Annotated in this window: 11 protein-coding genes; 7 read left to right on the top strand and 4 right to left on the bottom strand. The window is 71.6% G+C overall.

Features of this window, described 5'->3' with window-relative positions; all coding sequences use genetic code 11:
• Window position 1: 1 nt before the first annotated feature.
• The gene (locus DEJ11_RS11795) at window positions 2-904 is read right to left on the bottom strand and encodes an ABC transporter permease (protein WP_111029474.1); all 903 of its coding nucleotides are present in this window, start codon (window positions 902-904) and stop codon (window positions 2-4) included.
• Between the two features lie 189 nt (window positions 905-1093).
• Here DEJ11_RS11795 and DEJ11_RS11790 point away from each other — a divergent pair, with 189 nt between their 5' ends.
• Window positions 1094-1702: a hypothetical protein gene (locus tag DEJ11_RS11790; RefSeq protein WP_111054490.1), complete on the top strand. Its 609-nt coding sequence runs from the start codon at window positions 1094-1096 to the stop codon at window positions 1700-1702.
• A gap of 91 nt (window positions 1703-1793) precedes the next feature.
• The gene (locus tag DEJ11_RS11785; protein ID WP_111055270.1) at window positions 1794-4286 is read left to right on the top strand and encodes a hypothetical protein; all 2493 of its coding nucleotides are present in this window, start codon (window positions 1794-1796) and stop codon (window positions 4284-4286) included.
• Between the two features lie 99 nt (window positions 4287-4385).
• Here DEJ11_RS11785 and DEJ11_RS11780 read toward each other — a convergent pair whose 3' ends face one another.
• On the bottom strand, window positions 4386-5672 hold the full coding sequence (locus DEJ11_RS11780; RefSeq protein ID WP_181440880.1) for a glycosyltransferase family protein: 1287 nt from the start codon (window positions 5670-5672) through the stop codon (window positions 4386-4388).
• Between the two features lie 138 nt (window positions 5673-5810).
• Between DEJ11_RS11780 and DEJ11_RS11775 the strand changes: the two genes are divergently transcribed.
• Both DEJ11_RS11775 and DEJ11_RS11770 read left to right on the top strand, forming a co-directional pair.
• On the top strand, window positions 5811-8297 hold the full coding sequence (locus DEJ11_RS11775) for a glycosyltransferase (RefSeq protein WP_071405761.1): 2487 nt from the start codon (window positions 5811-5813) through the stop codon (window positions 8295-8297).
• Entirely contained in the window at window positions 8294-9040 is a 747-nt protein-coding gene (locus DEJ11_RS11770) for a polyprenol monophosphomannose synthase (RefSeq protein ID WP_111029478.1), read from the top strand. Before DEJ11_RS11775 ends, DEJ11_RS11770 begins: the two co-directional genes overlap by 4 nt.
• Before the next feature lie 95 nt (window positions 9041-9135).
• Here the strand turns inward: DEJ11_RS11770 and DEJ11_RS11765 are convergent, their stop codons facing one another.
• Complete coding sequence (locus tag DEJ11_RS11765) at window positions 9136-10437, bottom strand: O-antigen ligase family protein (protein WP_146243540.1); 1302 nt, start codon at window positions 10435-10437, stop codon at window positions 9136-9138.
• Between the two features lie 92 nt (window positions 10438-10529).
• Between DEJ11_RS11765 and DEJ11_RS11760 the strand changes: the two genes are divergently transcribed.
• The gene (locus tag DEJ11_RS11760; protein ID WP_111104485.1) at window positions 10530-11882 is read left to right on the top strand and encodes a hypothetical protein; all 1353 of its coding nucleotides are present in this window, start codon (window positions 10530-10532) and stop codon (window positions 11880-11882) included.
• A 13-nt stretch (window positions 11883-11895) separates the two neighbouring features.
• On the opposite strand, the gene DEJ11_RS11755 is transcribed toward DEJ11_RS11760, so the two are convergent.
• The gene (locus tag DEJ11_RS11755) at window positions 11896-13275 is read right to left on the bottom strand and encodes an O-antigen ligase family protein (RefSeq protein ID WP_111104482.1); all 1380 of its coding nucleotides are present in this window, start codon (window positions 13273-13275) and stop codon (window positions 11896-11898) included.
• 66 nt (window positions 13276-13341) lie between these two features.
• On the opposite strand from DEJ11_RS11755, the gene manA reads away from it, so the two are divergent.
• The gene (gene manA, locus DEJ11_RS11750) at window positions 13342-14550 is read left to right on the top strand and encodes a mannose-6-phosphate isomerase, class I (RefSeq protein WP_111104479.1); all 1209 of its coding nucleotides are present in this window, start codon (window positions 13342-13344) and stop codon (window positions 14548-14550) included.
• A 100-nt stretch (window positions 14551-14650) separates the two neighbouring features.
• Window positions 14651-15613 (top strand): UDP-glucose 4-epimerase GalE, encoded by a 963-nt coding sequence (galE, locus tag DEJ11_RS11745; protein WP_071405789.1) that lies wholly within the window; start codon window positions 14651-14653, stop codon window positions 15611-15613.
• Window positions 15614-15691 lie beyond the last annotated feature (78 nt).

Here is a 15691-nt window from a genome sequence, read left to right as displayed (position 1 = left end):
TCTAGAGCTCCTGCGCGAAGTTGCCCTGCAGGCGGGAGAAGATCCGCTGCGCACCGATGAGGCAGAGGAGGCCGATCACGAACGCGATCCCCAGCCGGAGCATCAGGTGGTCCGGGTACGTGACGTCCGCCGGGTCGTGCAGCCAGATCGCGTTCTGCAGGCCGAGCACCGACAGGGTCAGCGGGTTGTTCGTGTAGAGGGTGAGGAGCCAGTCGGCGTTCACGGTCGCGACCACGCGCGAGTACGAGTAGACGATCGGCGAGGCCCAGAGCAGGACCATCAGGCCGACGTCGATGACGAACTGCACGTCGCGCAGGTACACGTTGAGCGCGGACAGCACCAGGCCGATGGCGGCGCCGTAGACCAGGATCACCGCGAGCGCGGGGATCAGGTAGACCAGACCCTCGTGCCACGGGAAGACGCCGATGACGACCGTCGCGGCCAGCAGGATCGCGAACTGGATGGTGAAGTTCACCAGGGCCGCGCCCACACTGGCGAGCGGGAAGACCTCGCGCGGGACGTAGACCTTCTTGATCAGCCCGGAGTTGCCGACGATCGAGCCGGTCGACCCGGCGACGATCTCGCTGAAGAGCGTGTAGGCGGTCAGGCCGGTGAAGACGTAGATCGCGAAGTTGTCGATGCCGTTGGCGGCGCCGAGGACCTTGCCGATGACGAAGTAGTAGATGAGCAGTTGGGTCAGCGGGCGCACGAGCGTCCACACGAACCCGAGTGCCGAGTCCTTGTAGCGTGCCTTCAGGTCACGTCGGACGAGCATGCCGAGCATCTCGCGCTGCCGGAAGACGTCGCGCAGCTCACGGAAGGTCCCGCGGAAGGCGCTCGTCGGAGCGCCGATCACGACGAGGGGTTCCTTCGCGAGCGCGGTCATGCGGGCTTGGTCGACCATACGTCTCTTCGTTCGTGGGGGCAGGACCGGAACAGCATACTCACCGGGCCCGCGGGACGGGGTTGGGCGACGGTCGTCGTGCACCCCGAGTGGGGGTGATTCCGGCCGATCCAACCCTCAACCTTCACTTTCGAGTTACCGTTGTTGCAACCCGGACCCTTGTCAACATCCACAGGACGGCCCGTCAGCATGCTCCTCGCATCCAGGCCGATCGCTGCGTTCGCGGTGGTCGGTGCACTCAGTCTCCTCTTGGCCGGTTGTTCCGGTGGTGGCGACGACGCCACCCCGTCGCCGTCCGCGTCCGTCTCGCGCACCCCGAGTGCGACCCCGACGGACGACGACTCGGCGACCTCGGCCCCCACCGACGCGGCCTCGACGCCGACCGACGGTGGGTCCGACGACGGTGACGGCGACGACGCCGGCGCCTCCGACGACGACACCCCCGGTGCGTTCCCGGGCAGCGGCGCGACGAACCAGCCGGACGCCGACCCGTCGGAGTACCCGGCCACGGCCGTCGTCACGTTCGCCGGCTGGGACACCGGGTCGAAGACCCTCCAGGCCGGTGGCCTGGTCTCCGGCACCACCGACACGAGCGGGAAGTGCACCTTCACCGCGACGAAGGACGGCGTCACGCGCACCGCCACGAGCACCGCACAGGCGAGTGCCTCGTCGGTGAACTGCGCGCAGGTGTCGTTCCCCGCGGCGAAGGTGTCGAGCGGCACCTGGACCGTCACCCTGACCTACGCCGTCGGCTCCGCGTCGACGACGTCCGACCCCCTGACCGCCGAGGTCCCGTGATGCGCACCCCCCCACCCCCCGCACCCCCCGCACCACCCGTTCCCCCCGAGCAGCCCGCTCCCGCCGTTCCCTCCGGAGCTCCCTCGCCCTGGTGGCGGCCTTCGCCGTCGCGATGAGCGGCCTGACCTTCGGCACGGTGCTCGCGGAGCAGAACACGACCCAGTCGGCCTCGGCCGCGGTCGCGTCGGACTTCGACCCGGGCAACATCATCAGCGACGCGAACTTCTACAACGGCTCGGCGATGAACGCCGCCGCCGTGCAGTCGTTCCTGACGAGCGTCGCGCCGAACTGCCGGAAGTCGTCGAGCGGCCCCGCCTGCCTGAAGGACTTCTCGCAGAAGATGAGCTCGATCGGTGCCGTCTCCGGCCGGTGCGCGGCCATCGCTGGTGGCACCAAGTCGGCCGCGACGATGATCGCCCAGGTCGGTGCCGCGTGCGGTATCAGCCAGAAGGTGCTCCTCGTGCTCCTGCAGAAGGAGCAGGGCATCGTCACGACGTCCTCGCCGACGTCCTACATGTACCTGCACGCCACCGGCTTCGCGTGCCCGGACACCGCCCCGTGCGACCCGGCGTACTTCGGCTTCGGCCAGCAGGTCTACGCAGCGGCCCTGCAGTTCAAGCGGTACCAGGCGTCGCCGACCTCGTGGGCGTACCAGGCGGGCCGGACGAACTCGATCCTGCTCAACCCGAACGCGGCCTGCGGTCGGAAGTCCGTCTACATCCAGAACCAGGCCACCGCGAGCCTGTACATCTACACCCCGTACACCCCGAACGCGGCGGCCATGTCGAACCTCTACGGTTCCGGTGACAGCTGCTCCGCCTACGGCAACCGCAACTTCTGGCGCATGTACACCGACTGGTTCGGTGCTGCGGCCGGCGGCGGCAACCCCTACGGCGACGTCGACTCCGTGACCGCGACCTCCACCTCGTCGATCACGGTCACCGGCTGGGCGGCCGACCCGGACACCACCAACGCCCTGCGCGTCGCGTTCTACGTCGACGGCGCCGGCGCGAAGACCGTCACCGCGGACAAGACCCGGAGCGACCTGGCCGGCACCCTCGGCGCGAACAACACCCGGCACGGGTTCTCGGCCGAACTGACCGGGCTGAGCCTCGGCAAGCACTCCGTCTGCAGCTACGCCATCAACCAGGGCCGCGGGGCGAACACCCTGCTCGGCTGCTACACCCGGACCATCACGAGCGCGGCCCCCAAGGGCGTCCTCGACTCGGTGACCGGTGGCGTCGGCACGATCTCGGCCACCGGCTGGGTCCTCGACCCCGACTCGTCCAAGCCCGGCTCGTGGAAGATCCTCGTCGACGGCGTGAGCAAGGCGACCGGCACGGCGGACAAGACCCGCACCGACGTGGCGAAGGTCTACCCCGGCGTCGGCAGCACCCTCGGCTTCTCGAAGACGATCGGCGGCATCAGCGCGGGCTCGCGCGCCGTGACGCTGTACGTGATGGACAAGCCCGGCACGAAGTACGTGAAGGTCGCGTCGAAGTCGGTCGTCGTGGACGCCCCGACCACCGGCAAGACCGGCAAGACCGGTGCCGTGCGCGGGTCGTACGACTCCGTCACCGGCGGCGTCGGCACGGCCACCGTGCGCGGCTGGGCGATCGACCCGGACGTGTGGGACCCGGTCAAGTACAAGATCCACGTCGACGGCGTGAGCACGAACAGCGGGGTCGCGGACGCGACCCGCACCGACGTCGAGGCGACGCACCCCACGTGGGGCTCCGACGTCGGCTTGACGCTCCGACTCACCGGCCTGAAGGCGGGCAAGCACACCGTGCGCGTCTACTTCCAGGACCTGCAGGGCGGCAAGTACGTCAGCTTCGGCACCAAGTCCGTGACGGTGACCGCCGCGTCGACCGCCGAACCCGACGCGTCGGGGACGACCGGCAAGACGGGCAAGACCGGCTCGCTCAAGGGTGCGTTCGAGTCCGTGGTCGGTGGCGTGAACAGCGCCACGGTGCGCGGCTGGGCGATCGACCCCGACGTCTGGGACCCCGTCGCCTACAAGATCCACGTCGACGGTGTCGCCATCGCCCCCGGGACCGCGAACGCGAAGCGGACCGACGTCGAGGCCGTGCACCCCGCGTGGGGCTCCGACGTCGGCCTCTCGCTGAAGATCCCCGGGCTGACCGCCGGCACGCACACCGTGCGCGTGTACTTCCGGGAGCTGCCGAGCGGAACGTACAAGAGCTTCGGCACGAAGAGCGTGACGGTCACCGACCCGCCGACCACCGGCAAGACGGGCAAGACCGGCTCGGTCAAGGGCCTGTACGAGTCCGTCACCGGCGGCACGGGCACCATCACCGTGGCCGGCTGGGCGATCGACCCGGACGTCTGGGACCCGGTCAAGTACAAGATCCACCTGGACGGCGTCGCCGTCTCGCCGGGCACCGTCAACGCGACCCGCACCGACGTGCAGGCCGTGCACCCGGACTGGGGTTCGGACGTCGGCCTGTCGCGGAAGCTCACCGGGGTGAAGAAGGGCACGCACACCGTGCGCGTCTACTTCCAGGACCTGCCGAGCGGCACCTACAAGAGCTTCGGCACGAAGACCGTCACCGTGCAGTAGACGGTCACCGTGCAGTAGACGGTCACCACAAGACGGACGGGAGGCCCGGTACCAGCTGGTACCGGGCCTCCCGTCCGTCGTGGGTCGCGTCGACCGCCGTCAGCGGCGCACGCGCCGCGCCATCAGGCCGACGCCGTGCAGCAGCCGGTACTCGGGGGAGCGCGTGAGGCCCTCGAAGCGGGCCGCGATCTGGTCGCGCTCCGCCTCGGCCAGGCGACGGGCGGTGTCGTACGCGCCGACCTTCTGCTCCGACTCGACCAGGCGGGCATTGATGTCGTGCACGCCGGCCAGGTGGACGTCGCGGTCGTGCTCGGTCTGCCGGAGTGTCTCGCGCTGGGCGGTGGCCCACCGCAGGAACGCGCCACGCTCGCCGCTCCGGCCCGAGGCGGCGGCGACCGCGGCGTCGAGCGACGGACCGACCTGCTCGGCTCGGCTGCGGAAGGAGTGCCGCTCGACCACGACGGCGCGGAGCCGGGCGACCAGGGCGGTGCGCTCGTCGCGGGGCATCGCGAGCACGCGCTCGAGGGAGTCGGCGTCGTCGAACACCGGCACGTCGGACAGGCCGAGCTCGTCGAGCCCGAGCGCGCAGTCGGTGACCGGCAGCGCCCCGGACGCGAGCGACTCGTACAGGCGGGAGTTCAGGGTGCCGTACTCGGCGGCCGGCTCGATGACGTCGTCGACCACGAAGCCGGCGGCGCGGTAGACCTCGGGCAGGGCGAAGTAGGACACGGCCGGGCGGAGCTCGACGCCCGCGGAGGCCTCGACGTGGTCGACGTTCGCGGCGAACCAGACGATCGGTTCGGCCGGGGCGACCTCGGCGAGGACGTCCTGCACACGGCGGCGGACGCCCCAGAAGTTGACGGTGGTCACGGCGCGGTCCGTGCGCTCGCGCGGTGCGGGGGCGTCGGTCGTGAACAGCTCGGTGTCGACGCCGATCGGCACCACCTCGACGGGGCCGGAGTAGGCCGCCGCGATCGCGTCGCGGGCGATCCCGGACGACGTCCAGACCGCGTCGAACTCGTCGAGGTAGGGCAGGGCGGCCCACTTGGCGGTCCAGTTCCGCACCCACGCCACCAGGGCGGTGCCGGCTGGGACGTACCCGGGCACGAAGGACTCGATCATGCTGACCACGACGGCGGTGTCGGCGGGGAGTTCCTCGCCCCAGCGCTCGAGCGGCCACATCGCGACGCCCCAGCCCTCGGCCCGGAGCGCTCGTGCCAGCCCGAGCGCGACGAACAGGTCGCCCTTGCCCTCGGCCGGGTCGGCGGTCGACACCGCGAAGCGGATCGTGCTGCGGGGGCCCTCGGCGTGCTCGTCGGCCGCGAGGGCCGCGTAGTCCTCGCGGAGGGGAGAGGACATGGGGGTGCTCGGGATCACTGCGGTCACGCACGCCATTCTGCACGAATCCGCAGCGGCGGCAGGGAGTCGCTGGGCGCGCCTTGTAGGGTGTCATCGGCCCGCGGCACCCCGTCGGCCGACCCATCGACCCGCGCCCGGTGCGCGGCAGCTGCTGGAGGAACTCGCGTGACAGAGCGCAAGCCGGGAGTCGTGTCCGTCATCCTCGTGAACTACAAGGGCACGGACGACACCCTGACGAGCATCGCGGAACTCCGCAAGCAGGACTGGCCGCAGGACAAGCTCGAGGTGATCGTCGTCGAGAACGGTTCGGGCCCCGAGCACCTCGGGCGTCTGAAGGCCTCGAGCCTCGACTTCACCCTGATCGACGCTGGCGCGAACCTCGGGTTCACCGGCGGGTGCAACCTCGGCGTCGAGAAGTCCTCCGGCGAGGTCGTGGCGTTCCTCAACAACGACGCCCGCCCGGACACCGGTTGGGTGCGCGAGGCGATGGCCACCTTCGCCTCCGGTGCCGACATCGGCGCCGTCGCCTCGAAGGTCCTCGACTGGGAAGGCGTCAACGTCGACTTCACCGAGGCCGCGATGACCTGGTACGGCATGGGCTACAAGCCCTTCGCCGGGTCGCCGGACACCGGCCGGTGGGAGAGCGAGACCGACGTCCTGTTCGGCACCGGCGCCGCGATGTTCATCCGCGCCGAGCTCTTCGAGCAGCTCGACGGCTTCGACGACCGCTACTTCATGTTCTACGAGGACGTCGACCTCGGCTGGCGGCTCAACCTGCTCGGCTGGCGCTTCCGGTACCAGCCGAAGTCGGTCGCGTTCCACAAGCACCACGCGTCGATGAACAAGTTCGGCGACTTCCGCGAGACCTACCTGCTCGAGCGGAACGCGCTGTTCACGCTCTACAAGAACCTCGGTGACGAGCAGCTCGCCGCGGCGCTGCCCGGTTCCCTGGCGCTCGCCGTCCGCCGTGCCGTGGGCCGCGGGGAGCTCGACTCCACCGAGCTCGACCTGCGCAACCCCGGCGACGACAGCGTCCCGACGATCCCGGTGCCGAAGACGAGCATGGCGGGCATATACGGCGTCGACCAGTTCGTCGAGCAGCTGCCGTCGATGACCGAGTCCCGCCGCCAGATCCAGGCGACCCGCGTCCGGTCCGACCGCGAGCTCCTCCGCCTGTTCGGCAACCGCGACGAGCCCGCCTACCCGATCGAGAACTACCTGGCCGGCTACGACAAGATCGTGCACTCCCTCGGCGTGCTCGAGGTCGGTACCCGTCGCCGCGTCCTCATCATCACGGGCGACTCGATCGGCGCGAAGATGGCCGGTCCGGCGATCCGGGCCACGCAGATGGCCAAGCAGCTGGCGTCCGAGCACGACGTCCGCGTGGTCAGCCTGACCCGTTCGTCGCCGATCGACCCGTCGTACGAGGTCGTCACGGTCCCGCACCGTCACCCGCGCCAGATGGTCGAGCACGAGGGCTGGGCCGACGTCATCATCGTGCAGGGCCACGCGCTCCGGCTGTTCCCGGTGCTCGAGTCGACCAGCAAGATCCTGGTCGTCGACGTCTACGACCCGCTGCACCTCGAGCAGCTCGAACAGGGCCGCAGCGACGACGTCGACAAGTGGAACCGCCAGATCCTCGACGCCTCGGACACGCTGAACCACCAGCTCGAGCTCGGCGACTACTTCATCTGCGCCTCCGAGCGCCAGCGGATGTTCTGGCTCGGGCAGCTCGCCGGCTCCGGCCGTGTGAACGCCCGCACGTACTCGCGCGACGCCGACCTGCGCTCGCTCATCGGCGTCGTGCCGTTCGGCCTGTCCTCGACGCCGCCGGTCCACGACCAGCAGCGCGTCAAGGGCGTCGTGCCGGGCATCGGCAAGAACGACAAGCTCGTCGTCTGGGGCGGTGGGATCTACGACTGGTTCGACCCGATCACCCTGGTCCGCTCGATCGCCCAGCTCGCCGAGCGCCGTCCGTCGGTGAAGCTCTTCTTCATGGGCGTGCAGCACCCGAACCCCGACGTCCCCGAGATGGACATCGTCGCGAAGGTCCGCGCCGAGGCCGACGCCCTCGGTCTCACCGGCAAGCACGTGTTCTTCAACGACCAGTGGATCCCGTACGAGGAGCGCGGCGCCTACCTGCTCGAGGCCGACGCCGGCGTCTCGACGCACTACGAGCACCTCGAGACCACCTTCTCGTTCCGGACCCGCATCCTCGACTACCTGTGGGCACGTCTGCCGATCGTCACGACGGCCGGCGACTCGTTCGGTGACCTCGTCGCAGAAGAGAAGCTCGGCATCGCGGTGCACGAGCAGGACATCGACGGCCTGGCCACCGCGCTCGAGACGGCGCTCTTCGACAAGAAGGCCCGCACGGAGTTCATCGGCAACGTCGACCGCGTGCGCGAGCAGTTCACGTGGGAGAACGTCCTCGCCCCGCTCGTCGAGTTCTGCCGGAACCCGATCCGCGCTGCGGACAAGTCGGTGCGCGACACCGCGTCGTCGATCGAGCCGCACAAGATGCGCGTCCGCGTCCCGGAGCGCAAGAAGCTCTCCGGCGTCCGCTACGACCTCGGCCGTGCCGTGCACTACCTGCGCACCGAGGGTCCCCGCAGCGTCGCCGGCAAGGTGAAGCGGCGCCTGAACCGGTGACCCCGGGGGAGACCACCGCCCTCGTCATCGTCCCGACGTACGACGAGGCCGAGAACATCCGTGCGATCACCGCCGCCGTGCTGGCGGCGGTGCCCGGTGCCCACCTGCTCGTCGTCGACGACGGCAGCCCGGACGGCACCGGGGACATCGTGCGGTCCCTGGCGGCCGCGGACGACCGCGTGCACCTGCTGCAGCGCTCCGGCAAACTCGGGCTCGGCACGGCGTACGTCGCCGGTTTCCGGTGGGGTCTGGAGCGCGGGTACCCGCTGCTGGTCGAGATGGACGCCGACGGCTCGCACCCGGCCGACCGGTTGCCGGCCCTGGTCGACGCCGTGACCGCGTCCGACGACGTCCTGCTCGCCATCGGGTCCCGCTGGGTCCCCGGTGGGTCGGTCGTCGACTGGCCGCTCCGGCGCCAGGCGCTCAGCCGCGGGGCCAACACCTACGCCCGCCTGGTGCTCGGGCTCGACGTGCGGGACATCACCGCCGGCTACCGCGTGTACCGCTCGTCGGCGATCGCGCGGATGGACCTCGGGTCGGTGGACTCGAAGGGGTACTGCTTCCAGGTGGACATGACGCTGCGCGTGGACGCCCTCGGCGGCCGCATCGTCGAGGTGCCCATCCGCTTCCGCGACCGCGTGCACGGCGTCTCCAAGATGAGCCGGTCCATCGTCCTCGAGGCCATGCTCCGCGTCACCCAGTGGGGTGTGCAGCGCCGCCTCGGTCGCCGCACGCGCCCGTAGCGCGCGCGCCCGGAACGCTGGGCTTGGCGGCCTGGAGGCGCGGTGCGGGGCCGCCACGGGCCTCCAGGCCGGCCGTGGGTCGCGCCGTACCGCCGCTACACGCGCGGCAGGTGCCGGCGCCACGAGCGGCGCCGCGCGGCGATCACGAGGACCGTCACGAAGAACATCAGCCCCGCGCCGTGCAGCAGGTAGCTCTCCGCCGTGCTGGTGACGGCGAGCAGCACGAGCACGGCGGCCGGCCACACGTACGCCACCCCGGGGAACGTCGTCGCCGTGACCCAGGCACGCGCGAACGCGAGCAACGCGGTGATGCCCAGGATGAGCGTGCCCGCGAACCCGATCTGCAGCCAGGCGTCCACGAAGGCGTTCAGGCCCGAGGTGAACCGGACGCCGGCGGGGTCGATGAGCGTGACGTAGGGCACGACGGGCTCGGTCGGCCACGTGCCCACCCAGCCCCAGCCCTGGATCGGGTAGCGCTCCACCAGGACCCGGATCTGCGACCACAGGTCCGTCCGGGTGGCCGTGCCGCCGGCCGCCCCGATCTCGGCGAGCAGACGGTGCCGAGCGAGCACCCCGACGGCGAGCGTCAGCAGGACGACCGCGCCGAGGACGCCGTTGACCACCGGCCTGGTCGCCGGTCGTGCGTGCCGGAGTGACCAGAGCGCCAGTGCGGTGACGGCGAGCGCGATCATCGCGAGCCCGGTGATGGGGGACTGCACGAGCATCAGGGCGATGACGGCGAGCGAGGTCGAGGCGATCGCGCGCCAGACCGTGACCGACCGGGTGAGGAACTCGACCACGAAGGTGACCAGGGCCATCGCGGCGATGAAGCCCATGAAGTTGCGGGTGCCGCCGATGCCCTGGATCGGGCCGCCGTACGCGATGTCGCCGCGGATGCCGAACGCCGGGAACGGGACGTCGAGGACCAGGCCGGACAGGACCTCGAGTCCGAGGGCCGTCACGAGCAGGATCCGGAAGGCGTCGCCCGAGGCCCGGATCACCTGCACCAGGTCGCGGCCGAGGGCCAGGTACAGCCCGAGGCCGATGAAGCACACGGTCTGCACCAGTCCGCGGAGCGCCACCCAGGAGTACTCGCTCCAGAGCACGCTCAACGCGCAGTACCCGACGAAGGCCAGCAGCGAGAGGGGGAGGACCCCGTGCCACTCGATCCGGTAGCGCTGGCCGAGCAGGCTCAGCCCCGCGAGCACGAACAGCGTCACGAGCACCGCCCAGGTCCCCGCCCGGCCGACGAGGGCCTCGACGGTCGGCTGGCCGAACCCGAACAGCACGATGACCGTCGCGAGCGCCTGGCTGAACCGTCCACCGGCCGAGAAGCCGATCCAGGCGGAGAGGTACCGGCGCCCGAGCACCTGTCTGCTCACCCGGCCGTCCGTCACGCGTCCATCTTGGCGCACGACCTTGTGACGAGCACACCGCATCGCGGTGTGGCTGTATCGACGATGCGCGATGACCGAACTATCCTCACCGGATGGACCTCGCGCGCAGGGTCGCCGGCGTCCCCCTCGTCGCGGTCGTCGTCGGCCTGCTCACGACCGCCCTGGCCTGGTACCGGCTCGGCCCGGTGCCGCGGAACACCGTCTGGGCCGAGGACGGCGGCGTGTTCCTGCGCGAACGGATCGCGATGGGTCCCGTCGACACCCTGCTGCACCCCTACGCCGGGTACGTGCACCTGCTGCCGCGGCTCATCGTCGACCTCGGGTACGCGCTGCCGCCCGAGCGGTACGCGCAGGTGGTGGCGCTCGCCGCGTGCACGGTCGTCGGCGGGGTCTGCGCCCTGGTGTTCGTGCTGTCCCGCGACGTCGTCCGCCCGTGGCCGTTGCGGCTGGTGCTCGCCGCCGTCCCCGTCGTCCTGCCGCTCGCCCCGTACGAGATCAGCGGCAACGCGGCGAACCTGCACTGGTTCCTGCTCGTCCTGGTGCCGTGGGTCTTCGCGTGGCGCGCTCGGTCGTGGTGGGCGGCCGGGGCACTCGCCGTGGTCGCGGGTGCAGCGGTCCTCACCGAACCGCTCACCGCGCTGTTCGCGCCCCTGCTGCTCCTCGCCTGGACGCCGCGTGGCCGTGCGCCCGGGCCGGCCGGCCGGTGGACCGCGCTGCCGGTCACGCTCGTCGTGGTCGTCGCCCTGGCGGTGCAGGGCATCACGACCCTGACGAGTCCGCGTGCCCTCGCCACGGGGTCGCCGGCGGCGCACGACGTGCTCGCGGGGTACCTGCTGCGTCCCGTGGCGGGTGCCTGGGACCCGGACCTCGGCGCGGTCCTGACGGCGGTGGTCGAGCACGGCTGGGCGGTGGTCGTGGTGCCGGCAGCCCTGCTGCTCGTCGTCCTGGTGGCGGCCGTCGTGGTCGGGCCGGCGCGCACCCGGTGGATGGTCGCAGCCCTCGCCGTCGGCTCCGTCGCGGTGTGGTGGGTGGCCCTGCTCGCCAACGGCGGCGACGGCCTCCGCTGGTCGGCGCCGGTCGCCGCGATGGCCGCCGTGCCGCCGCAGCGCTACGCCGCGGCCGCCGGCCTGCTGCTGGTGAGCGCAGCGGTGGTCGCCGCAGCCGCGCTCGTGGACGCCGGCAGCTGGTCGCGTGCTGCCGGACGGACGGGAGGCCCTGGTCGCCTCGTCGGCGCGCTGGCCGGTTGGTGCGTGGTCACCGCCGTCGTCGCGTCGGCGGTCCTGCACGTCGCGCCGACGGACACGCGGCGGAGCGGCGGCCCGGTGTGGGCGGGGCAGCTGCCGGCGGCGGTGGCGGCGTGCGACGCGGACCCGACGCTCGAGGTTGCCCGGGTGAAGTCGAACCCGTGGTCGTCCCCGGTGTCGTGCTCGTGGCTGTCGCGCTGAGGGAGTGTCCGGGTCAGCGCGTGCCGGCCCAGCGGAACTCGCGCTTGGCGGGCGGCGTGCGCGGACCGTCGCCGGTGGACACCGGTTCCTCGCCGGTCAGCACGATGCGCGTCTTGATGGCGAGCAGGGCGAAGAGCACCCAGTTCCCCTGGTAGAGCAGGCGGGACTCCGCGACGGACTGCACGAGCAGGGCGACGACGACCAGGAGCGGCAGGAGCGACACGGGGTCGAACGACCGCGGACGCAGCGCGGCGTCGTACCCGATGCGGGTCGCGCAGGCCCACGAGCGGGACAGCGTCGTGACCACGTAGATCGCGAAGAGCACCAGGCCGATGATGCCGGTCTGCATCCAGACGTCCAGGTATGCATCGTGGGCCTGCAGGTACGTGACGCCCTTGCGCTGCGCCAGGTCGGCGAGCGTCGGGATGCCCGGCCACCAGTACCCGATCCAGCCCCAGCCGCCCACGGGGTGCTGGTCGATCAGGCCGAGCACCTTCGCCCAGATCTCCCCGCGTCCGGTGGCGTCCGAGCCCTTGCCGAGCAGCTCGGACACCGGGCCGCGCAGCACGAACGCGGCGACGGCGACGACGACGGCACCCACCGCCAGCAGCAGGTAGCGCGGGGTGCGGCGCTCGGTCGGGACACGGCGCATCCAGACGGCGGCGAGTGCGACCACGGCCACGACGAGTGCGGCGGCGATGACCGTCGACGAGCGGGTGAGGACGAAGCCGAGTGCCGCGACGACGAGCCAGCCGATCGCCTGGTTCCGGCGGATCCGACCCTCGGCGAACTGCACGGCGACCACGATCGCGACCAGCAGGGCCACCATCGCGAGCAGGTTGGCGTTGCCGGGCAGCCCCTGGATCCGGCCCCCGGTGAAGAGCTCGGCGCGCGAGAAGTAGAAGGCGTCGGGGACGTCGCGGTCGCCGTAGTCCGTCCAGATCGGGGCGATCGGGTGCCGGACGAACACCGCGACGGCGGCCTCGAACAGGAGCGAGAGCATGAGGACCCAGCGGAGCGCGAGGCTCAGGGCATCGGTGATCCGGCGCCACGTCAGGGTCGAGGCGATCGTGAACGCCACGGCCGCACAGATCACCTGCACGGTCAGGCTCGAGATCGTCGCGAACCGCCAGTGCGACCACACCAGGGTCACCAGGCACCAGCCGAGGAACGCCCAGAGCGCCCAGGGGGTGCGGACGAGCGGCGGCCTCGCCCGGACCAGGATCGTGATGCCCCACGCCGCGACGAGGGCCCAGAGGACGCCGGCCCCGACCCAGGTCAGGGTGTTCGGCACGGCGTCGCCCGCGAACAGCACGAACAGCGTCGTCACCCCGAAGGCGAACGCCTCGCGCTCCGGTACGGTCCCGCGCGCCAGCGGCCAGGTGTTCGTCACGACGCCAGGCTACCGGCCGGTCGCCGTCCGCAGGACTCCACCGGCAGCGCCGGTAGGCTCGGGCCCATGTTCCTCGGCATCACGAACACCCCCCGCGACTACGCCTGGGGCTCGGTCACCGCGATCCCGGAGCTCCTCGGCCGCACCGTCACGGGTGCCCCGCAGGCGGAGCTCTGGCTCGGCGCCCACGCCGGCAGCCCCAGTGTCGTCGTCAACCCGGCCATGGTCGGCGGGGCCGACACGCTCCGCGACTGGATCGCCGACGAGCCGGAGACCGCACTCGGTCCGGACCGCACCGGCCTGCCCTTCCTGCTCAAGGTGCTCGCCGCTGCGGCACCGCTCTCGCTGCAGGCGCACCCGACCCCGGAGCAGGCAGAAGAGGGCTTCGCCCGCGAGGAGCGCGAGGGGATCCCGCTCGACGACCCGGCCCGCAACTACAAGGACCCGTTCCCGAAGCCCGAGCTCGTCGTCGCGCTGAGCGAGCGGTTCGAGGCGCTGAGCGGCTTCCGCCCGGTCGAGGAGACCCTGGCCGAGGTCCGCGTGCTCGACGCCGGTACCGGCCGCCTCGGTCCGCTCGAGGTGCACCTGCTGCACGGGCTCGAGGACACCGTCCGCTGGCTCGAGACCGCCGACGAGTCCGCGCTCGCCGTGGTGCAGGCCGCGAGTGACCTGGCCGTCTCGCTCGACGACGACCTGCTCACCCCGAACACCGCGACCGTCCGCGACCTGGCGACCACCTGGCCCGGCGACCCCGGCATCGTCGTCTCCCTGCTCATGCACCGGGTGACGCTCACCGCGGGGCAGGCCATGTACCTGCCCGCCGGCAACATCCACGCGTACCTCGACGGACTCGGCATCGAGCTGATGGCGCCGTCGGACAACGTGCTGCGCGGCGGGCTCACGCCGAAGCACGTCGACGTGCCGGAGCTCCTGCGGGTGCTCGACTTCACCGCGTACCCGGCACCGGTCCTCGAGCCCGAGCGCATCGCCGAGGGCGTCGACCGGTTCGCGCCGGACGGCGTCGGCTTCGCGCTGCTGCGGGTGGACGGTGACGGTCGCCCGGTGGGCTTGAGCACCGGCGGGGTCGCCCCGCTCGTGGGGCCGTCGATCGCGATCTGCACCGAGGGCGTCGTCACGCTCGTCGGCGCGCAGTCGGCGACCCTGCTCCGCAAGGGCGAGTCGTGCTTCATCACGCCGGACGAGGGCGACGTGACGGTCGAGGCGGACTCCTCCGACGGCATCACGTCGACCGTGTTCATCGCCACCGGCGCCTAGGGGCGCGGACCGGCACCGGGACCGGCGCGGGGCCGCACGCCGTGGCGTGGACCCGCACACCGCCACCGGAGCGTCGCCGACGTCCGCTAGCGTGGCGACCATGAGTTGGCTGGTCACCGGCGGTGCCGGGTACATCGGGTCCCACGTCGTCCGAGCACTGCGCTCGGCCGGCATCGACACGGTCGCGTTCGACGATCTGTCGAGCGGTTTCCGCGCGTTCGTCCCGGACGACGTGCCGTTCGTCGAGGGCACGATCCTCGACGGCGAGCTCGTCGCACGCACGCTGCGCGAGCACGAGGTCACCGGTGTGGTCCACGTCGCGGGGTTCAAGTACGCCGGCGTCTCGGTCGAGCGCCCGCTGCACACCTACGAGCAGAACGTCACCGGCATGGCGACCCTGCTGCGCGCGATGGCCGAGACCGGCGTCACCAAGGCGGTCTTCTCGTCCAGCGCGGCGGTCTACGGCACGCCGGACGTCGAGACCGTGGTCGAGTCCACCCCGAAGAACCCGGAGTCGCCGTACGGCGAGTCGAAGCTCATCGGCGAGTGGCTGCTGCGCGACATGGAGGTCGCCGCGGGCTTCACCACCACGTCGCTCCGGTACTTCAACGTCGTCGGTTCCGGGGAGCCCGACCTGTACGACGCCAGCCCGCACAACCTGTTCCCGCTGGTCTTCGACGCGCTGCTCGCCGGCCGGACCCCGCGGATCAACGGCGACGACTACGCCACCCCGGACGGCACCTGCGTCCGCGACTACGTGCACGTGGCCGACCTGGCGCACTCGCACGCGGTCGCCGCGCGGAAGCTCGAGGCGGGGGAGCCGCTGGAGCGTGCCTACAACCTCGGCAGCGGCGACGGTGTGAGCGTCCGGCAGATCATGGACGCGATGGCGTCGGGCACCGGGATCGCCTTCGACCCCGAGATCGCACCGCGGCGCCCCGGCGACCCGGCCCGCATCGTCGCGACCGGCGAAGCCGCCGCCCGTGACCTCGAGTGGGCCATGCGGCACTCCCTGGACGAGATGGTGTCGAGCGCCTGGGAGGCCCGTCGCAGCGCCTCCTGAGCGCCTGAGGACGAGTCAGTTGTCCCCCGGAAGGCCCACCCGAGCGGTGCGACACGCCCAAACGGGGGACATGACACG

The sequence above is a fragment of the Curtobacterium sp. MCLR17_058 genome (assembly GCF_003234705.2).
Taxonomy (GTDB): Bacteria; Actinomycetota; Actinomycetes; order Actinomycetales; family Microbacteriaceae; genus Curtobacterium; species Curtobacterium flaccumfaciens.
The sequence above is the reverse complement of the archived record's forward strand: the minus strand, read 5'-3'. Positions and strand labels throughout refer to the sequence as shown.